Here is an 18,958-nt window from a genome sequence, read left to right on the forward strand (position 1 = left end):
CACCGTCTGGGGTGTGGAGATGGGCGTATTCTTCGCCCTTATCAACAGGAATTAAAATGAGCGAAAGCTTTGCGGAACTCTTTGAAGAAAGCCTAAAAACCCTGAACCTTCAGGCAGGCTCCATCATCACCGGTGTTATCGTTGATATCGATTACCAAGCTCGCTGGGTAACCGTTCACGCTGGTCTGAAGTCTGAAGCTCTGATCCCGCTGGAACAGTTCTACAACGATGCTGGCGATCTGACAATCAATGTCGGTGACGAAGTTCACGTTGCTCTGGACTCGGTTGAAGACGGTTTCGGTGAAACCAAGCTGTCCCGTGAAAAAGCCAAGCGCGCTGAATGCTGGATTGTTCTCGAAGCAGCCTTCGCAGCTGAAGAAGTGGTCAAGGGCGTTATCAACGGTAAGGTTAAAGGCGGCTTCACTGTCGACGTTAACGGCATCCGTGCGTTCCTGCCAGGTTCTTTGGTCGACGTTCGTCCAGTGCGCGACACCACGCACCTGGAAGGCAAAGAACTCGAATTCAAGGTCATCAAGCTCGACCAGAAGCGCAACAACGTTGTCGTTTCCCGTCGCAGCGTCCTGGAAGCAGAGAACTCCGCCGAGCGTGAAGCTCTGCTGGAATCCCTGCAGGAAGGCCAACAAGTCAAAGGTATCGTCAAGAACCTCACCGATTACGGCGCATTCGTCGATCTGGGTGGCGTCGATGGCTTGCTGCACATTACCGACATGGCTTGGAAGCGTATCAAGCATCCTTCCGAAATCGTCAACGTTGGCGACGAGATCGATGTCAAGGTTCTGAAATACGATCGCGAACGCAACCGTGTTTCCCTGGGCCTGAAGCAACTGGGTGAAGATCCATGGGTCGCTATCAAAGCCCGTTACCCAGAAAGCACTCGCGTCACCGCGCGTGTTACCAACCTGACTGACTACGGCTGCTTCGCTGAGCTGGAAGAAGGCGTTGAAGGCCTGGTACACGTTTCCGAAATGGACTGGACCAACAAAAACATCCACCCTTCGAAAGTCGTACAAGTCGGCGACGAAGTGGAAGTTATGGTTCTGGACATCGACGAAGAGCGTCGTCGTATCTCCCTGGGCATCAAGCAGTGCAAATCTAACCCATGGGAAGATTTCTCTGGCCAGTTCAACAAGGGCGATAAAATCTCCGGCACCATCAAGTCGATCACCGATTTCGGTATCTTCATTGGTCTGGACGGCGGCATCGACGGCCTGGTTCACCTGTCCGACATCTCCTGGAACGAAGTGGGCGAAGAAGCTGTTCGTCGTTTCAAGAAGGGCGACGAGCTGGACACCGTTATCCTGTCGGTTGACCCAGAGCGCGAGCGCATCTCCCTGGGCATCAAGCAACTGGAAAGCGACCCGTTCTCTGAATACGTTCAGGACAACGACAAAGGCGCAATCGTTAAAGGCATCGTGAAAGAAGTTGACGCTAAAGGCGCCATCATCACTCTGGCCGACGATATCGAAGCGACTCTGAAAGCCTCCGAAATCAGCCGTGACCGCGTTGAAGACGCGCGTAACGTTCTGAAAGAAGGCCAGGAAGTAGAAGCCAAGATCATCAGCGTTGACCGCAAGAGCCGTGTAATCCAGCTCTCCATCAAGTCGAAAGACGATGCTGAAGAGAAAGAAGCCATCCAAAGCTTGAAAGACAAGCCGTCGGATAGCATCGCTGCTGGTCCTACCACTCTGGGCGACCTGTTGCGTGCACAAATGGAAAAACAGAACTAAGTTCTGTCAGACCATAGAAAAAGGGCGACTTCGGTCGCCCTTTTTTGTGCCTGAAATTTGTTGAATCAACACCGAGAACCAAGCTGCTCAGCTCAGTGTCAGAAGTGACTATAGTCATAGGAAAAGTGGTTCGCGTGTTGCGGCTTCAATAAGGATTTGAATGAACAGGCTTATCTTAATATTCGCAGTGGTAATGCTTGCAGGCTGTACCGCCACCAGCGCCAAGACCCACGCCAAGCGAGGCGTCAGCGGCATCGAGATCGATTGTTCGGGCCTGGGCAACAACTGGAGCAAGTGCGAGAAGCGCGCGGCCAGAGAGTGCAAGATGCAGGGCTACAAGGTCATCACCAAGTCCAGTGATGCCAAGGACGAAGAGGGCGACTACCTATTCGGCTGGAACCCTGCTGGCGCGGTGACTCGCAAGATGCTCGTCATCTGCAATTGAGGCGGTTACGTGTTTCACGCAGGTGTTTATTTAACCAGCAGATAAGTTTATCCATGGGCTGTTCAAATTCATCAAGTCATGCTAAAACCTTCGAAGCGCTTTTCCTAGCTGCTTGAAAAAGAAGGGAAAAATATGACGAAGTCGGAGTTGATCGAACGAATTGTCACCCATCAAGGGCTGCTCTCATCCAAGGATGTGGAGCTGGCTATCAAGACCATGCTCGAGCAAATGTCCCAGTGCCTGGCGACGGGTGATCGGATTGAGATTCGTGGGTTTGGGAGCTTTTCGCTGCACTACCGCGCACCGCGGGTAGGGCGGAATCCTAAGACCGGGCAGTCTGTGAGTCTGGATGGGAAGTTTGTGCCTCATTTCAAGCCGGGGAAGGAGTTGCGGGATCGGGTGAATGAAGAGGAGGAAGAAGGCGTCTGAGTGTTTTTTGGGGTAGGAGAAGGTTATGAGTAGGGTTAAGCGCGTTGTTGCTGTGCTGATGGTGCTGGTTGTTGCACTAGTGGTGTTAGCATTTGTCTTGGAGAACCAACAGGAAGTCTCTCTCTCATTCCTAGGGTTTGGTACAGGGCAGATGCCAGCCTCGGTGTTCGTGGTGATGGCGTTGGTTGTTGGGATGTTTTTCGGGCCGTTGTTAATGGTTTTGTTGCGCAATCGGCGGCCTAGGTCGATCCCCACTGGACGGAGTTAAAGAATCACGTTTACTGAAAATCGATAAGTGGCTGCATAACTGTTTATCAGTAAGCCCTGCTTTTCTTCTATATAGTTTTTTCGGGTTCAGTTAACGGTCGCGTAAATTTGGGGTTGCTAACGATCGCTGGCTCGTCTAAACACATTCCTTCCCCTTAAATACCCACTCTTCAATCATAAATGCTTGATCGCGACTGGCAGATGCTGGATCGTCTTCGGCACTTACAAATTGTGGCCCAAACAGCCATGCATTGGTACTTCTGAGATTGACTTCAGCGTCGGGCGAAGCCGTCGAATGGAATGGCGCCAGCTTGTAGTTCCAGTAGATCTGGTTTGCGCAGTAGTCGCTCATCGCCAAACAGTGCTGGCTGAACCTGAGGTAGATTTTATGGCTCGTGACCTGAATCAGCCCACAGCCTCGACACTATCCGCGGCGGAGGTGTTGTCCGATTGGCAGTCAGCGTGCCGTTTTCGTATTTGCTGAAGTATTGATCGCTCCTTAGTTCGCGCACTGCAACTGGCAGGATTTATGGCCTGCTTGTTCAATGAAAGCCGCCTGGCTATATTTTGCGGATACAAGAACTTCGTTCGGCGGCGGCGCTGGGTATGGTGCGTGGAAACTGTGCTTCGGCTGGCCCCATGATTTTCTCCAGATGAAAAGAAAACCGGCGAGTGCGGGGTTTGCTTACAAAATTTATTCAGCTGTCAGAGGGGTGCAGTAATTGCTTTAGCCTCGGGGCAAGAATCGTTCGCCCTACGTACAAGGACGCCGAAGGGGTCAGATGACCGTAGTCTACCGCCATTAGCGACTTCCCGTCATCGACCTTGGCCAGGCAGGCCATGCCCTCACATACACCATCGATAACAGAAATGTAGTCAATCATCCTCGGATCGAGTTTTTCTTTGAGTAGTGCGTCAGTTTTGAGGATCCGTTGATCCAGCCCCTGATCGATGATCTGACTGTCAGCAGAGTTCCAGTGACGCTTAGTGATCACCAGTGGCAAGGACGGTTGCCATTGGGGTGCAGGCCCGACCAGAACGACCTTCTTAACTCCCAGCGTCTTGAGATGTTGAGCAATTTCATTCCAATCCGTAAGCTCGTGAGAATTCTGTTGAGCCATCACCACCATCTCAGGTCGGATCCGAGCAATTTCCTGTAGTGCAAATGCATTGGATGCATTACAGGTTGCCCGGAACGCCACAGGCGACTTGTTTTGGTCGAGAGTAGCTCCACAAGCAGATGAGGTGACTTGGTAGAAAGGAATGCCGGCAGGTAAATTGCTCCGAATTCCAAAGGAGAGTGCTTCAGCGTGGGAGTCTCCCCAGAGAAAGACACCACCTGCCCCCTTCTTTTCAGTGCAAGAAGCATCAATATTTTTTGCGCCTGTAGCGGCAAATACTTCATAAGAGTTGCATTTAAGCCAGTATGCCTCACCAAGATTCTTATGCAGCGCTGCATAACTATCCACGAATTTTGTTTTCTCAGTGATGTTCTCACCTCTTATATCCGAGTTGAGGCCATCGGATTTAAAAACGAAAACACTGAGTAACACGAGACTTACGAAACCGCCACTCCAAGCCAAAGAACGAGCACCGCTCTTAGATTCTCCCCTCTTACGCTCAATCAATTCATAGGATGCATAACCGAATGCCAGTGAAATAACGATGCCTATCAAAGCACCGGAAAAACTATTGAGCTGCCCCGAATAAGTCATGTAGACCATGACAGGCCAGTGCCAAATGTAAATCGAGTACGAGTACAAGCCTACGCGCTGAAACACCCAATTACCGGTCAACCGAGAAGTCTTTCTATTGGCGAGGATTACCATCATCGTTCCCATGACCGGCATGAGCGCGTAATAGCCGGGCCAAGTCGTAGTTTTTGATATCACGATATAGCCAGACAGGATTAGCGCTAACCCTGCCCATTCGAGGAGACGGCTTTTGGCTTTGTTCAATGCGAGAGGGAACAGGAACGCAAGTCCACCGGCGCAAAGCTCCCAGGCGCGGGCTTTCAGCAGATAAAACGCTTGTTCTGGGTACCGTGGAGAAAGTATGAGCGAGTAAATAAAACCAATCCAAACCGCCGCCAGCAAAAACCAACGGATAGCCTTGATTCCAAATAATTTACTCAGGACTAGCAATACAATTGGATAGATAATATAGAACTGCCACTCAACAGAAAGCGACCAGGTGTGAAGCAGCCAATTCTCATTCGTACTTGCGGCAAAATATCCGACTTGCTTCAAATAAACTATGTTCGAATAAAATGCAAGGCTACTATAAGCGTGTTGTGCCAATTGTTTGTATTCAGTTGCTAATAAGTTGAACCAACCAAACACCATTAACGCAAGGCACATAACAGCTAGGACGGGAATGATCCGCTTAGCCCGCGCAATATAGAAACGAACCAAACTGAAATCATCGCCACTCAACCCACGGCAAATAATCGCCGTCATCAAATAGCCAGAGATAACAAAGAACACATCTACCCCAGCAAACCCGCCCGGCATCCATAACGCATTGAAGTGGTAAATGACGACAGCCAGTACAGCTAGCGCTCTTAAACCATTTATATCTTTTCTAAAATCCATTATTCGCTATCCGATGACTGTCTTTTCACGAGGCATTTGACTTGGTATTTTTTTTGGGGGGGGGCGGCTGACTCCCAGACTGGTCGCGGGCGAGATATTACAGGATTTCTTTCTACCGCAGCCTCGTACTCACCAAAGTTACAACGCTTGACTTCTTTGGATTTTTTTGCGTCTGTGTTGGGTAGCCATTGTCTTTCTTTCCGATGTCACGACTCACCTTAGAGCTCCAGCCGATGAGATTGAACACCCGCTCCGATTGAAACCTCGAGAAGGTTTTTCTAACGGCTCCGCAGCGGCTCTGTTCGGAGGGAATGTGTCGGTCGGCATGGACCTGATACGCTTCGCGGTTCTAAAGGCACACGCAGGGACCGAAACCCGTCGATCTTGTGTTTGGTTGGCTGAAGGATGTCGTATCGTTGCGTGCTTCGTCAAACTCGCAAAAAACTCACTGGCGATGGTTTCGCTGACCAATGCCACGGGTTGTCTAAGGTATTACCTAGTACAAAGCCTAACAGCCGATTTGCCACAACCGTCCCCCCCGATGGGGCATTCAAGTGATTCAGATTGTTAGCGAAGCGTATCCAGTAGGTCGCCATCAGGCGTTGTGAGTTTGTTTGCTAGCGCGCAATCCCGCAAGCGACCATCGCGCCGTACTTCTCATTGAGACTCTGTTGCGCTAGTTGCTTTGGCCGTTTGCACTGGGGAGATTGCCGCTCTTGAGGCAGAGCTAATCGTCCCTCATTCTCAAGGTCTGTTGTGCCGGACGACACATGACACAAGAAAATCGTGGGTGAGGCGATCCTATGCGCCATAGAGAACGGGCGAATTTACTATCGAGCTACTGCGGTCACCGTGCGTTTCAGGCGACGCCGGCACGAAAGAGGATCTCAGCAGATCTCGACGGAAAGGAGGGAGCGACGTATCGGGAGATTCATCGCGTTGGTTTTTGGTATATAGAGCCTTTCGTGGTCTAATAATAAATATTTCTATGCGGTTAGGCCTCGTGATGGCGACTTGACATGGATCGTGATTCTGAGGGGTACTAAATGAGTTTGGTAGATTTGGTCGACCTGCAAGTGCTAGGTGACGAGCGTGGACAGCTGGTCGTGCTAGAGGCGCAAAAAAATGTCCCATTCGACATTAAGCGCGTTTATTTTCTGATGGGGACGCGACCAGGCGTATCGCGTGGCTTCCATGCGCACCGAGAGCTTCGACAGGCTGCTATCTGTGTCTCTGGCCAGTGTCGTATGGTGATGAATAACGGGCTAAAAATTGAAGAAGTTATTCTGGATACCTCAAGCAAAGCGATATTCATAGATAAAATGATATGGCATGAAATGCATGACTTTTCAGCGGACTGTGTTCTTCTAGTATTGGCCAGTGATTATTATGATGAGCAGGACTATATTCGGAGTTACCCAGAGTTCATAGGGCTTTTGAATCATGCCTAAAATACATGAGCTTGCAGATGTAAAAAGTCAAGATATTGGCGAGGGAACACGTATATGGCAATTTTGTGTTGTGCTGGAGGGGGCGATCATTGGTAAAGGCTGTAACTTGTGCGCCCATACCCTAGTCGAAGGTGACGTTATTATTGGTGATAATGTTACTTTGAAGTCGGGTGTGTATTTGTGGGATGGTACTCGTATAGAAGATAACGTATTTATAGGGCCGAATGCCACATTTACCAATGATTCAATGCCTCGTTCGAAAGTGTATCCAGGAAAGTTTGAAGGGATTACCGTTAAGTTTGGCGCCAGTATTGGAGCGAATGCAACGATTCTCCCAGGAATTACAGTTGGTCGCTCCGCGATGGTAGGCGCAGGAGCTGTCGTGACTAAAGATGTTCCTGATTTTTCAGTAGTCGTTGGAAATCCAGCCAAAATAATTCGGTATCTGACAGTATGATTAAGTTTTTAGATCTGAAAGCGATCAACCACGAAGTGCGTAATGAATTATTGGACGCTTGCGCCCGTGTTATTGATTCCGGTTGGTATATTGGGGGAGAGGAGCTACAGCGCTTTGAGCAAGCGTTCGCGCAGTATTGTGGGGTCAAACACTGTGTGGGCGTCGCTAATGGTCTTGATGCGCTAAGTTTGACGTTACGAGCCTGGAAGGAGCTGGGCCGTCTTCGCGATGGTGACGAAGTAATTGTTCCCGCTAACACTTATATAGCAAGTGTTCTCGCTATCACTGAAAATGGTCTGGTCCCGGTTTTGGTTGAGCCCGATCCGGTGACGTATAACTTGAATGTCAACAATGTTGAGCAAGCGATCACCTCGAGAACTAAGGTTCTTTTACCTGTGCACCTTTACGGGCTGCTTAGTGATATGCCTGCTTTGATTTCAATCGCTGAAAAGCATGGGCTCTTGGTGCTGGAGGATTCCGCCCAATCGCATGGTGCAAGCCATAATGGGAGAAGGGCAGGTGCTTGGGGAGACGCATCAGGTTTTAGCTTTTATCCTGGAAAAAACTTGGGAGCGCTCGGTGATGCTGGAGCCATCACGACTGATGATGAGGAGCTAGCTCAGGTACTACGTGCTCTTCGAAATTACGGATCGCATGAGAAGTACCAGAATCTATATCGAGGTGTAAATAGTCGCCTGGATGAAATCCAGGCTGCGGTGCTATCTGTAAAAATAAAGTACTTGGACGCGCAAGTAACACGGCGTCGTGAAATTGTACAAACATATTTGCAGGGTATAAAGAACACCCAGATAACCTTGCCAGTGTCTACGGGTACCCAAGTTATGGAATTTGAGGCGCACGTGTGGCACTTGTTCGTTATTCGAACAACTCATCGCGAGGCACTTCAAAAGCACCTGCAAGATAAGGGGGTTCAAACGTTGATTCATTACCCAATTCCGATTCATAAACAAAAAGCGTATGCAGAATTGTCAGCATTGTCTTTACCCATTACGGAAGCCATCCATCATGAAGTGCTAAGTTTGCCCCTGGGGCCTACGATGACTTCGGAAGAGGCGCAGAAAGTTGTGTTAGCCTGTAATAGCTTTAGTGTCGGCACCTGCTGATGACACTGATAAAAACGGGGCTGTTGAACAGTATTGCTGTCACGATAAAGATGTTGACTCTCTTGGGGCTCAACAAAGTCCTCGCTGTTTATGTCGGGCCTAATGGTTATGCGGCGCTGGGGCAGTTTCAGAACGCCATGCAAATGATTACAACCTTTGCGAGTGGCGCTATTAATACCGGCGTCACCAAGTATACTGCCGAGCACGTGAATGACCATTTAGCACAGCGCAGAGTGTGGGGAACTGCGGGGACAGTTGCCTTGGTGGGCTCTTTATTGAGTGCGATTATCATCGTCGCGTGCAATGAAGTGTTGGCTAAATGGTTTTTAAACAGCGAAGAGTACGGAGGTGTATTTATATGTTTTGCAGCCGCTCTGGTTTTTTTCTCATTTAATACACTTCTCTTGGCTGTGTTGAATGGCAAGAAAGAAATAGAGCGGTATGTGATTGCTAACATAGCGGGAAGTTTATTTTCCCTAGTGATTACCTCGTTTATGGCCATGAATTTTGGATTATATGGCGCTCTAGTTGCTCTTGCAGTTTATCAGTCAATCGCGTTTATAGTAACGCTTGTGCTTTGCTACAGGGCACCGTGGTTCAAGCTTGCATATTTTTTTTCGGGCATTGATGTGCCCGTTATATTAAACCTGAGTAAATATGCGCTGATGGCGTTCACTTCGGCTGCGTGCGTTCCCGTCAGTCACATGGTCGTGCGTGAATACCTTAGTAACACATTCGGCTTACAGACTGCCGGCTATTGGGAGGCGATGTGGCGTTTGAGTGCGGCTTATTTAATGCTCGTGACGACGACGTTGAGCGTGTATTACCTTCCGAGGTTGTCCGAACTCAAAAGCGCCAGTGAAATAAAGCTCGAAGTGCTGCAGGGCTATCGGATTATTTTACCGATAGCTATTTTGAGTGCGTTAATTATTTATTTTATGAAAGACTTTATAATTGTTACGTTGTTTACAAAAGATTTTTTACCGATGCGCGAGTTGTTTGCCTGGCAGATGCTTGGGGATACCTTGAAGATAGGTGGCTGGATATTGGCTTATCTTATGCTAGGTAAGGCTATGGTAAAACTTTTTATCTTTTCAGAAGTTATTTTCGCAGTTGGCTTTGTTGTTTTTACTTGGGTGTTTACTAACCTGCTCGGATTTCAAGGTGTTGCAATAGCGCATGCAGTGAATTATCTACTTTACTGGTTGGTCATGGCTTTTTTTGTGTGGCGTAAACTGGTTGGGCAGCAAGCCTTTACAGAAAATTAAAGTCAGTTGTTAGTATAGTTGAGAGCTTTTTGAGTAAAGCCGGAGTAGTGAATCGTGGTGAAGGGTACGGTATTGATCTTAACTCAGGGCCGCTTCGGAGGGACGGATTTCCTCCTCGCACGCCTCAGTAGTTGGTTGAAGTTCAACCAATACGACGTTGACGTAGTCACACCTGCCGATACAGCGAAACTGAAGGAATACGATATTGTCTTTCTTCCAACCTCCGAGATAAGTCGGCTCTGGCTTTTTGCAGCAACATCCGTAAAGTTTAAACACATCTGCGTATGGTGCATGGGGTATGCAGCATTTCGCGGCGCGTACTTATCCATAGCTAACGAAGAATATTCCCAGCACAATAGTACCAAGGGACTCAGAGTCAAGGTGATTGAGGCTTTAAAAGGAAGGGCGAGGCAATCACTTGCTACATTTATAAAATATGAATCTATAGTATTTACTGATGAAGTCGGAGCCTATGCTGATCTTGGTGCTTTGGCGATTAACAAAGATATACAGGATATAATTTGCCCAATTGTAATAGACAAAAGCCCGGCTGCGAATTTCGAATACTGTGCCCCGGCAGGTGTTCTTCGAGTTGGTTGGGTTGGCCGAGTTGATATGGATTTTAAGTTTTATGCCCTAGAGCGAGTTATAACTGATATACGCTCTTTGAGGGAGGGGGTGCTAAGGCGATACAACAGGATTGTGTTTTATATTGTTGGTAGTGGCGACGCTATTGATGCTTTGAAGGAGCTTATTAATTCTGACTCAAGTATGGAATATCATCTCATTCCGTCCATTGATAAAGACAACCTTAGTGGATTTGTCCGCGAGAATATTGATCTTATGTTTGCTATGGGGACCTCTTCTTTGGAGGCTGCCAAAAATAAAGTCCCTACTATAGTAGTTCCTCCCAGGGCGCGTAGGGACGATTCACAGGTACCGCCTTACCGATGGGTGTCAGAGTCTAAAGGCTATTCATTGGGCGAGTTAAGTTATGCGGGTGTAAAGCCAGTACAACAATCTAACTCCATGGATGTGCTAATGGAGCAGTTTGTCGGAAGTGCAGATGAGATATCACGCGCGGCACATGAGTATTCGAAGCTTTTTGAGGCTGAATTGGTTTTTAGAAAAATGAATGACGTGGCGTGTAAAAGCATCCCTTCAATCATGATATATGTAAAGTCTTTCGAACTATTTGTACTGAATAGGTTGAAGGCAGCCATCAAAATAGTGTTGAGGCGGTCTTTATGATTTTGGTCAAGAGAAGTGAGCTTATATTTGGCTTGTTTTTGTTGTTTAATTTTATTTTGACTCTATTTGTAGCTTTGACGTTGGGCGAGGAAGGTAGTTATATTGGTGGCTTTTTATTCAACATGTTTCTAGTCTCTATCACACTGCTTCTTGGCCATTTTTGCTTTCAAGGAAATTATAAGGGCGCGTTAAGTATTCCTTCGCTTGTATCGATCTCAATATTTTTTTTCATGTGGGCTCGTCCATTTTTGACGTTGTTTTTTGATAAGGATGTCGTAGAAGCTGGGATAGTTTTAGGTGAAAGTTCTGTAAGTAAATCAATCGTTATACTGGCGCTGGGGTTTATATTCATTGCTTTTGGGTACCTCGTGACTCAGGGGGTAAGTTTGAAATTGGCAAGGGGGCTGGTAAAAATTCCAGTTCTAGCTATGCCTCGACTAGTCAATGGTGTAGTTATATTTTTTGCCTTATGCAGTGGGACGTACTTTTTAGCTAAGTCTTTCATCCTGGCTCAAAAATATATGGTTGGGGATTATTTTGCTGCACTGGAAAATCCTGAATTTCATGCGCATATTTTTACTTTTTTTATCGCAAAAAATCTTCTGTTGTTGTGGGGAGTTTTTGGAAGGGACTCTAATCGATTATTGATTATTTCATTTGTCTGGGTGTTTTTCGCTCTAGGCTTTTTAATGATCGGTCTTCGAGGGTATTTTTTTGCATATTTGTTTTTATTCGTATTTGTTTATGGGTTGGAACGACAGATAAACTATTTTTCTTAATGGCGTTGGGAATAGGATCACTGATTTTTGCCAATATGTTGCTTGAGTACAGGTTAGGGTTTGAGGTCGCCAGTGGTGTAATGGCTAAGATATCTCAAACACTGCACGGGCAGGGCGCATCGTTCGAAGTTTTATATGGGGCAGTAAATTTTGATAGTGCAGTGACTCATTGTTTGAAATCTACGGATCAGTCGTTTGGCATATGCGTTGATCAGGCCCGTAGTATAAACTTTGCCAGTGGCGGTTTTTCTACAAGTTTCTTTGCTGAGGCTTACTATCAAGGATGGTTGTTCTATCTATTGTGGTGTCTACTTCTTGGGTGTTTGGTGCGCACATTGGACTGGGTGGTCGCAATATATAAAGAAAATCGTACTGCTCCTGGAAATCATGGAGGGGTTATCTTTTTGGTATTGTCAGTTTTGCCAAATCTTGTGTATTTTTCTCGCTCTAACATGCATGAATTTTTACTAAAGTTTTTACAGGTTTCTATAGCGCTAGTGATCATTGGGGTTGTCTTGGCGAACGTAAATAAATATCGCGGAGTATCTAGGTGAGCCTGCATATTAACGTAATGCTTCAAGGTGGGTTGGGTAATCAGCTATTTCAGTTTGCGTGGGGTCAGTATGTAAAGTCTGTTTCAGGGGGTAGCGTTTCATACGATAGCAAAATGCTGCTCGGTAAAGGTATTCATGGTGGAATTCGTTTATCAGATTTGATTGAGTTTGATCATAACGAAACGTGCGAAAGCTGTATTTTTTTTAAAAAAAGCATTGTTGCTAAAGCGGCCCGGTTAGTCGCCAGAAAGTTACGAGTACGTAAGTTGGGCGGGTATCTTCTCTATGATTATGATGCAGATACGGATTTTGATCATTCGCGTAATGCTGTAAGTTCAAAGTTTCATTTTGGTTATTTTCAGTACGTTCAAAGCGCTTTGTTTTTTCGTGAAGAACTTCTCTCGCTGATACTTGATAAACATGCGGCGTTGCTCGTTAAGGGTAGAGAGCTATACTCTGACAGTATTGGTGTTCACGTTCGCCGAGGTGACTTCTTATTATCTACGGATCCTCGCCATGCAGTGATGGGCGAAGAGTTTTATTTCAGAGCTATTGAGCGTTTCGAAGGGCGCCGCTTTGTAATATTCACAGATGATAAAGAGTGGTGCGAGAAGGTATTCAAAGGACAGGATTTTAAGATTTGTGGATTGCTTGGGACTGAAGTGAAACCTGCAATCGCCGATTTTTTAAGCTTGATTTGTTGTAAGGATTACATTATCGGTGCGAGTACTTTTGCTTGGTGGGCTGCTTTTTTAAGTTTTAACAGTGATCCGCTGGTTTATATGCCGGACTTGAATCTGTCATTTCAAACTGAAGCAAGTAATAAGCTAATTGGCTGGAATTATATTTTAGGCGAGTAATGTCAGTTTAGTTTGATTCATGAGGTTTTTGAGAGGGGTGGGAGATGTTTTGTGTGGCCAGGTTGCCATTGTCTTTGTGTACGGCTTTGCGGCACTGCGAGGTTAAATGCTGGCGATTGAGTCACAGGTCTTCGTTATCGCGATTGCATTTTTTAATGCTGCTGAAATCAGTTTTGACGCATTCACGATGGCCAGCTTAGGCAAGGCAGCTGAGCATTGTCTGGCTGAGAAAACGCAGGGCCAGAACTGCTGCTTGAAAACCGCCACCATACTCGCATAATAGGTGACTCGCATTGCCTCCCCATTCACTTAAAAAGCTTTAGAGATTTTTGCTGAACAGTGACATTTGGCATGCATCCTGTAAATTCGCATCTCACCACGCTGTTCGGTTTCGAATAGGCGTCATAGGCCTCTTCGAAGGTAATCAAAGGACGATATTATGTTTGTTCCAATTATCATGGCGGGTGGTTCGGGCACTCGCTTGTGGCCGTTGTCTCGCGAGCTTCATCCAAAACAGTTTCTTCCATTGGTAGATAGCCAGTTTTCTATGCTGCAAGCCACAATCAATCGTTTGGATGGCTTGACCCATGCCTCGCCACAATTGATTTGCAATGAGGAGCATCGTTTTTTGGCGGCGGAGCAATTACGTCTGCTTGGTCTTGAGGAAATTAATATCCTGCTTGAGCCCGTGGGCCGCAACACCGCTCCCGCGATTGCCTTGGCGGCGCTTCAGGCGACGGCTGAAGGCTCTGATCCTCTAATGCTTGTGCTGGCTGCTGATCATCTTATCCAGAATATTGAAGCTTTTCATGATGGGATACGCACTGCGGTAGTATTTGCTGAAGCGGGTAAGCTCGTTTCCTTCGGTATCACGCCCACGAGGCCTGAAACCGGCTACGGCTATTTGCTGCGGGGGCCCTCAGTTGGGGATGGAGGGTTTGAGGTTGCTAGTTTTGTTGAGAAACCTGATGCAGAAACTGCTCAGGTTTACATTTCTAACGTCGGTTATTATTGGAACAGCGGCATGTTCATGTTCAGGGCCAGCCGTTATTTGGAGGAGTTGCAGACCTTTGAACCCGATATTCTTTTCTGGTGTCGTGAGGCACTGGCAAAAGGACAGCGGGACATGCACTTCACACGAATCGACCGCGAAGCATTCTTGCAATGCCCTGATAACTCAATTGACTACGCAGTGATGGAGAAGACTCAGCACGCTGTCATGATTCCGCTTGACGCGAATTGGAGTGACATCGGTTCATGGGCGGCATTATGGGAAGCCGGTACTCGTTCCGAAGAGGGCAACGTGCTGACGGGAGACGTGATTTCAATCGGAACTTCGAACAGTTATATTCATTCAGAGAGCCGTTTGGTTTCTACGGTCGGTATTAACGATCTTATCGTTGTCGAAACCAAAGACGCATTACTTGTAGCTCATAAAGATCATGTTCAAGATGTAAAAAAGATTGTCGAAAAATTGAAGGCGGACGGTAGAAAGGAGCACGTATTTCACCGTGAAGTCTACAGGCCTTGGGGGATCTATGATGCTATTGATAGTGGTCTTCGTTATCAGGTGAAAAGAATAACTGTTAAGCCAGGGCACAAGCTTTCAGTCCAAATGCATCACCACCGCGCTGAACATTGGATTGTCGTCAGTGGTACGGCCAAGGTCACAAATGGGGAAAAGACCTATCTGGTGACTGAAAATCAGTCGACCTATATCCCAATAGGCGGTGTCCATGCGCTGGAAAATCCAGGTGTCATACCTCTGGAACTTATCGAAGTGCAGTCGGGTTCTTATCTAGGAGAGGATGATATTGTCCGATTTTCAGATAACTACGGGCGGTGCTGAAGTGGGAGGTTTCGATGAAAAACAGGAGCCGTTTTTTAGTGTTGTAATGTGTTGTAATCGCGATGAGGGTTATATTCATCAGGCGATTCAAAGTGTCTTGGCGCAGAGTTTCAGTTTTTTCGAATTCGTGATTGTTCTGAATCGTTGTACAGACGAATTATATGAATCTGTAGCCGCGATACAGGATTCGCGAATTGTATTGCTTCGTACAGAAATAGGTCAGTTGTCGTTTAATTTGAACGTGGGCGTCAATAGTGCGAGGGGTAAGTTTATAGTCAGATTTGACAGCGATGATGTCTGTCATATTGATAGGCTTGAGGAATCTTACAATATTATTATAAAAGACCCAGAAACGGATATTGTTGCTGGCTCCTGCCGAATAATTGATGCTGACGGTAAAGTCGTTGGATCCCGAGTGCTGGTACAGCACGACTGGCGTTCTAGACTCGCATTTGCGAACCCTTTTATACATCCGGCAACGGCAATCAGAAGAGATCTGATTCTTTCAGCGAGAGGATACTTGGGTGGTTTTCAGAGTGAGGATTATGATCTTTGGATGCGATTGGCTAAGCGTAGAGATGTAAAGTGTGTGTTCACATCATTCCCAATGATTGACTATAGAGTTTCCGACTTTCAATCGAAGGGCAGTCGTCAGGCCTACGCAGAAGTTGCATCTTATTTTTTAAGAGAGCTGCTCATTGAGCCTGGCTTTAAAAGGCTACTCAGCCTCATTGTGTCTGTATTTAAAGTTTTTTTAAAGTCGAAAAAATAGTTTTCGGTGTGAGGTGGTTTCGTGAAAACAGTTTTAGTTACTGGGGGGACCGGATACATTGGATCTCATGCAATTGTAGAATGTCTTCAGAGTGGCTATCAAGTAGTGGTCCTTGACGACCTCAGTAATAGTTCCAGTGAAGTACTGGTTAGAATCAAAGATATTACAGGTGTCAGCCCTATATTCTTTGAGGGGAGTATCTGCGATGGTGAGTTGCTTGCTAGAATATTTAGTGCCTATTCGATTGACTTTGTAATTCATTTTGCTGGCGTTAAGGCGGTTGGCGAAAGTGTTGAGGATCCTTTAAAATATTATAATAACAACGTACTTGGTTCGATTGTGCTCTGCCGCACCATGGCCAGTATGAATGTTTATAGGTTGGTATTCAGTTCGTCTGCGACTGTGTATGGCGAGTCCAGTGAAATGCCGCTTCGGGAGGACTCGTGCAGCTCCGCCCCGACCAATCCTTATGGGCGCTCTAAGTTAATGGTCGAGCAGATGTTGCTTGATTTGGCTAATTCTGATTCCCAATGGTCTATCGCAATTCTGCGTTATTTCAATCCTGTAGGTGCTCATGCAAGCGGATTGATAGGGGAGCATCCCAAAGGCACTCCTAATAATTTGTTTCCTTACATTAGCCAAGTTGCTGTTGGTCTCCGTCCCTCTGTGTCTGTTTTCGGTAACGACTACCCTACTCCCGATGGTACTGGTATCAGGGACTACATCCATGTCGTGGACTTGGCTAAGGGGCATTTGTCTGCTTTGGATTATCTTGACATACATAATGGTTGTTTTTTGTGGAATTTGGGAGCGGGGAGAGGCTATTCGGTCTTGGAGGTAATAACGGCATTCTCCACGATTAGCCAAATGGATATACCCTTCCAATACCTCAAACGTCGTCCTGGTGATTTGGCTGAGTGCTGGTCTGATCCGTCCAAAGCAGAGGAAGATCTAGGATGGACCGCGTCATTGGACTTGTATGCAATGGTTGGGGATTCCTGGCGTTGGCAGACTCTGAATCCTCGCGGTTATGATCGGGAGGAAGAGAATTGAGAATTTTGTATGTTATTACCCGTTCTGATGTTATCGGAGGGGCAAGCGTTCACCTTCTCGATCTTGCCACCGGCCTTCAAGACGCGGGGCATGAAGTCGTCGTTGTCGTAGGCGGCCACGGTATTTTTGTCGACCGGGCCAGAGAGCGAGGGCTTACGTGTATTTGTGCGGCGCATCTGGTCCGACCGTTGAATGTGATCAGCGATTTTCGCTTTTATTTCGAGCTTCGGCGAATTGTGTTGGCATGGAAACCGGATATTGTTCATGCTCATTCTTCAAAGGCCGGAATAGTAGGGCGTTTGGTTGCGAAAAAACTTTCTATCCCGTGTGTTTTTACAGCACATGGTTGGGCTTTTACCGAAGGCGTATCAACGTCTCGACGCATGTTGTATCGTTGGATAGAGCGTGCGGTTTCGAACCTGACCAGCAAGATTATAACTGTCTCTGATTATGATCGTTCTTTGGCGCTGAGGTCAGGTGTAGGTGATGCAGATTTGATTGTCACGATTCATAACGGCATACCTTCGGTTAGAGAGACAGCCCCTGTCACGGGAACATCCGATGTAATACGGCTCATAATGGTCGCAAGATTTGATGCACCCAAAGATCATCTGTTTTTAATCCGCGCATTAGCGTCACTGGTTTGCCGTAATTGGACTATGGAGTTTGTGGGGGACGGCCCTACTATGCCGCAGGCTAAACGTCTTGTTTCCGAATTGAATCTGGAAGATAAGATCTCATTCTCGGGGGCATGTTCTGATGTCTCCGAGCGGTTGTCTAAATCCGACGTCTTTTGCCTTATCTCGAACTGGGAAGGATTGCCATTAACGGTACTGGAAGCGATGCGTTCTGGCCTGCCGGTAATCGCGTCGCGCGTGGGCGGCGTTCCAGAGGCGGTGACACAGCAGGAGACCGGAATATTGGTGGACAAGCATGATCATGACGGCCTAGTTTCCGCATTGAGCACCTTGATCAGCTCGCACGATTTGCGTTCGAAGATGGGCGCCACGGGTAAATCAAGATTTTTTAGTGATTTCACTTTTGAGTTGATGCTTCAGCGAACAATCAACGTTTATTCAAACGTCATCAAGGTGTGATATGCGTGTTCTGGTAACGGGAGCCACCGGATTTGTTGGGCGCGGGTTAATTCGAGCATGCGTAGATTTTGACTGCATTGATGTAGTCGCCGCACTACGCAACGCCCAGAGTTACGGAGAGCCACACGTTGATGTTGTAGTCATTGGCGACATCAGCGAGGCTGCTAATCGGGGAAGCGCGCTTAAAGATGTAGACGTAGTCGTCCATCTGGCCGGTAGGGCGCATGTCGTAGGCGAGGCACATGCGGGCGCACTTGCAAAGTTCAGAGCCGTAAATCTTGAGGGAACCAGGAGGCTCGCCGAGCAAGCACGTGAGGCTGGAGTGAAACGATTTGTCCTTATCAGTTCGATTGGGGTCAATGGTGCTCAAACCCTAGGTAAAGCATTCAGGGAGGATTCAACTCCCGCGCCTCATGCAGACTATGCCGTTTCCAAGCTTGAGGCTGAGCAGGCATTACGCCAGATTGCTCAAGGCTCTGCGATGGAGTGGGTAATTGTTAGGCCCCCGCTCGTCTATGGCGCCCAGGCTCCGGGAAACTTTGGGCGACTGCTTAAATTGGTATCATCGGGCTTGCCTTTGCCTCTTGCGGCGGTGGAAAACTCAAGAAGCATGATATCCCTAGAAAATCTGGTGCATTTTTTGCTTTGTTGTATCACTCAGCCAGCCGCTGCGAACCAGCTATTTCTGATTTCTGACGGTGTTGCAATGTCAACTCCGGAGATCATTAAACACCTGGCCGTGGGTATGGACATGAAAGCCCGTTTGCTTCCATGCCCACCAGTGTTGATGCGGTGGGGGGCCAGCCTGATTGGCAGGCAGGGTATGTATACTCAGTTATGCGAATCTCTGGTTATTGATTCAAGTAAAGCCAACTCTGTGCTCGAATGGGTCCCACCATTAAGCCCCAAGCTTGCGCTACAAAAATGTGGTCGCGAGTTCCTGGCGATAAAGTCATGATG

19 protein-coding genes are annotated in these 18,958 nt (G+C 47.2%); 18 read left to right on the forward strand and 1 reads right to left on the reverse strand.

The window, feature by feature from the left end:
- The first annotated feature begins 56 nt into the window (after window positions 1-56).
- From rpsA to AB4O35_RS14045, 4 genes are all read left to right on the forward strand, one after another.
- Window positions 57-1,748 carry a 30S ribosomal protein S1 gene (rpsA, locus tag AB4O35_RS14030; protein WP_012722933.1) on the forward strand — a complete coding sequence of 564 codons (1,692 nt, stop codon included), beginning with the start codon at window positions 57-59 and terminating at the stop codon, window positions 1,746-1,748.
- A 160-nt stretch (window positions 1,749-1,908) separates the two neighbouring features.
- Window positions 1,909-2,193: a hypothetical protein gene (locus tag AB4O35_RS14035; protein ID WP_065874937.1), complete on the forward strand. Its 285-nt coding sequence runs from the start codon at window positions 1,909-1,911 to the stop codon at window positions 2,191-2,193.
- Between the two features lie 132 nt (window positions 2,194-2,325).
- Complete coding sequence (ihfB, locus tag AB4O35_RS14040) at window positions 2,326-2,622, forward strand: integration host factor subunit beta (RefSeq protein ID WP_003189779.1); 297 nt, start codon at window positions 2,326-2,328, stop codon at window positions 2,620-2,622.
- Window positions 2,623-2,647: 25 nt separating this feature from the next.
- Window positions 2,648-2,890 (forward strand): LapA family protein, encoded by a 243-nt coding sequence (locus AB4O35_RS14045; RefSeq protein ID WP_065945685.1) that lies wholly within the window; start codon window positions 2,648-2,650, stop codon window positions 2,888-2,890.
- 697 nt (window positions 2,891-3,587) lie between these two features.
- Here the strand turns inward: AB4O35_RS14045 and AB4O35_RS14050 are convergent.
- Window positions 3,588-5,483: an acyltransferase family protein gene (locus AB4O35_RS14050; RefSeq protein WP_065945684.1), complete on the reverse strand. Its 1,896-nt coding sequence runs from the start codon at window positions 5,481-5,483 to the stop codon at window positions 3,588-3,590.
- A 1,046-nt stretch (window positions 5,484-6,529) separates the two neighbouring features.
- On the opposite strand from AB4O35_RS14050, the gene AB4O35_RS14055 reads away from it, so the two are divergent.
- From AB4O35_RS14055 to AB4O35_RS14120, 14 genes are all read left to right on the forward strand, one after another.
- Window positions 6,530-6,934: a sugar 3,4-ketoisomerase gene (locus AB4O35_RS14055; protein WP_065945683.1), complete on the forward strand. Its 405-nt coding sequence runs from the start codon at window positions 6,530-6,532 to the stop codon at window positions 6,932-6,934.
- Window positions 6,927-7,391 carry an acyltransferase gene (locus AB4O35_RS14060; RefSeq protein ID WP_083207096.1) on the forward strand — a complete coding sequence of 155 codons (465 nt, stop codon included), beginning with the start codon at window positions 6,927-6,929 and terminating at the stop codon, window positions 7,389-7,391. The genes AB4O35_RS14055 and AB4O35_RS14060 overlap by 8 nt, the downstream gene beginning before the upstream one ends.
- Window positions 7,388-8,515 (forward strand): DegT/DnrJ/EryC1/StrS family aminotransferase, encoded by a 1,128-nt coding sequence (locus tag AB4O35_RS14065; protein WP_065945682.1) that lies wholly within the window; start codon window positions 7,388-7,390, stop codon window positions 8,513-8,515. The genes AB4O35_RS14060 and AB4O35_RS14065 overlap by 4 nt, the downstream gene beginning before the upstream one ends.
- Window positions 8,515-9,783: an O-antigen translocase gene (locus AB4O35_RS14070; RefSeq protein WP_065945681.1), complete on the forward strand. Its 1,269-nt coding sequence runs from the start codon at window positions 8,515-8,517 to the stop codon at window positions 9,781-9,783. The genes AB4O35_RS14065 and AB4O35_RS14070 overlap by 1 nt, the downstream gene beginning before the upstream one ends.
- Before the next feature lie 54 nt (window positions 9,784-9,837).
- Window positions 9,838-11,034, forward strand: coding sequence for a glycosyltransferase family protein (locus AB4O35_RS14075; protein ID WP_065945680.1), 1,197 nt, complete (start codon window positions 9,838-9,840; stop codon window positions 11,032-11,034).
- Entirely contained in the window at window positions 11,031-11,813 is a 783-nt protein-coding gene (locus AB4O35_RS14080; RefSeq protein WP_460149644.1) for a hypothetical protein, read from the forward strand. Before AB4O35_RS14075 ends, AB4O35_RS14080 begins: the two co-directional genes overlap by 4 nt.
- Before the next feature lie 80 nt (window positions 11,814-11,893).
- Window positions 11,894-12,367 carry a hypothetical protein gene (locus AB4O35_RS14085; protein ID WP_460149646.1) on the forward strand — a complete coding sequence of 158 codons (474 nt, stop codon included), beginning with the start codon at window positions 11,894-11,896 and terminating at the stop codon, window positions 12,365-12,367.
- The gene (locus AB4O35_RS14090; protein WP_065945678.1) at window positions 12,364-13,227 is read left to right on the forward strand and encodes an alpha-1,2-fucosyltransferase; all 864 of its coding nucleotides are present in this window, start codon (window positions 12,364-12,366) and stop codon (window positions 13,225-13,227) included. The genes AB4O35_RS14085 and AB4O35_RS14090 overlap by 4 nt, the downstream gene beginning before the upstream one ends.
- Before the next feature lie 106 nt (window positions 13,228-13,333).
- Complete coding sequence (locus AB4O35_RS14095; RefSeq protein ID WP_175403010.1) at window positions 13,334-13,507, forward strand: hypothetical protein; 174 nt, start codon at window positions 13,334-13,336, stop codon at window positions 13,505-13,507.
- A 159-nt stretch (window positions 13,508-13,666) separates the two neighbouring features.
- Complete coding sequence (locus AB4O35_RS14100; RefSeq protein WP_065945677.1) at window positions 13,667-15,076, forward strand: mannose-1-phosphate guanylyltransferase/mannose-6-phosphate isomerase; 1,410 nt, start codon at window positions 13,667-13,669, stop codon at window positions 15,074-15,076.
- Window positions 15,042-15,848, forward strand: a complete 807-nt coding sequence (locus AB4O35_RS14105) for a glycosyltransferase (protein ID WP_175403009.1) — start codon at window positions 15,042-15,044, stop codon at window positions 15,846-15,848. Before AB4O35_RS14100 ends, AB4O35_RS14105 begins: the two co-directional genes overlap by 35 nt.
- A 21-nt stretch (window positions 15,849-15,869) precedes the next feature.
- The gene (gene galE, locus AB4O35_RS14110; RefSeq protein ID WP_083207095.1) at window positions 15,870-16,901 is read left to right on the forward strand and encodes a UDP-glucose 4-epimerase GalE; all 1,032 of its coding nucleotides are present in this window, start codon (window positions 15,870-15,872) and stop codon (window positions 16,899-16,901) included.
- Window positions 16,898-17,998: a glycosyltransferase family 4 protein gene (locus AB4O35_RS14115; RefSeq protein WP_065945674.1), complete on the forward strand. Its 1,101-nt coding sequence runs from the start codon at window positions 16,898-16,900 to the stop codon at window positions 17,996-17,998. Before galE ends, AB4O35_RS14115 begins: the two co-directional genes overlap by 4 nt.
- Window position 17,999: 1 nt before the next feature.
- Window positions 18,000-18,956 (forward strand): NAD-dependent epimerase/dehydratase family protein, encoded by a 957-nt coding sequence (locus AB4O35_RS14120; RefSeq protein ID WP_065910415.1) that lies wholly within the window; start codon window positions 18,000-18,002, stop codon window positions 18,954-18,956.
- Window positions 18,957-18,958: the final 2 nt, after the last annotated feature.

This window comes from Pseudomonas sp. H1_A03, from assembly GCF_054685145.1.

What these genes read in the sequence shown, in the direction of transcription:
- AB4O35_RS14055 (WP_065945683.1), top strand. Translation starts at nt 6,530, where the DNA reads ATGAGTTTGGTAGATTTGGTCGACCTGCAAGTGCTAGGTGACGAGCGT.
- AB4O35_RS14100 (WP_065945677.1), top strand. Translation starts at nt 13,667, where the DNA reads ATGTTTGTTCCAATTATCATGGCGGGTGGTTCGGGCACTCGCTTGTGG.
- AB4O35_RS14050 (WP_065945684.1), bottom strand. Translation starts at nt 5,483, where the DNA reads ATGGATTTTAGAAAAGATATAAATGGTTTAAGAGCGCTAGCTGTACTG.
- AB4O35_RS14095 (WP_175403010.1), top strand. Translation starts at nt 13,334, where the DNA reads ATGCTGGCGATTGAGTCACAGGTCTTCGTTATCGCGATTGCATTTTTT.
- AB4O35_RS14035 (WP_065874937.1), top strand. Translation starts at nt 1,909, where the DNA reads ATGAACAGGCTTATCTTAATATTCGCAGTGGTAATGCTTGCAGGCTGT.
- AB4O35_RS14065 (WP_065945682.1), top strand. Translation starts at nt 7,388, where the DNA reads ATGATTAAGTTTTTAGATCTGAAAGCGATCAACCACGAAGTGCGTAAT.
- AB4O35_RS14045 (WP_065945685.1), top strand. Translation starts at nt 2,648, where the DNA reads ATGAGTAGGGTTAAGCGCGTTGTTGCTGTGCTGATGGTGCTGGTTGTT.
- AB4O35_RS14070 (WP_065945681.1), top strand. Translation starts at nt 8,515, where the DNA reads ATGACACTGATAAAAACGGGGCTGTTGAACAGTATTGCTGTCACGATA.
- rpsA (WP_012722933.1), top strand. Translation starts at nt 57, where the DNA reads ATGAGCGAAAGCTTTGCGGAACTCTTTGAAGAAAGCCTAAAAACCCTG.
- AB4O35_RS14060 (WP_083207096.1), top strand. Translation starts at nt 6,927, where the DNA reads ATGCCTAAAATACATGAGCTTGCAGATGTAAAAAGTCAAGATATTGGC.
- AB4O35_RS14085 (WP_460149646.1), top strand. Translation starts at nt 11,894, where the DNA reads ATGGCTAAGATATCTCAAACACTGCACGGGCAGGGCGCATCGTTCGAA.
- AB4O35_RS14080 (WP_460149644.1), top strand. Translation starts at nt 11,031, where the DNA reads ATGATTTTGGTCAAGAGAAGTGAGCTTATATTTGGCTTGTTTTTGTTG.
- AB4O35_RS14120 (WP_065910415.1), top strand. Translation starts at nt 18,000, where the DNA reads ATGCGTGTTCTGGTAACGGGAGCCACCGGATTTGTTGGGCGCGGGTTA.
- ihfB (WP_003189779.1), top strand. Translation starts at nt 2,326, where the DNA reads ATGACGAAGTCGGAGTTGATCGAACGAATTGTCACCCATCAAGGGCTG.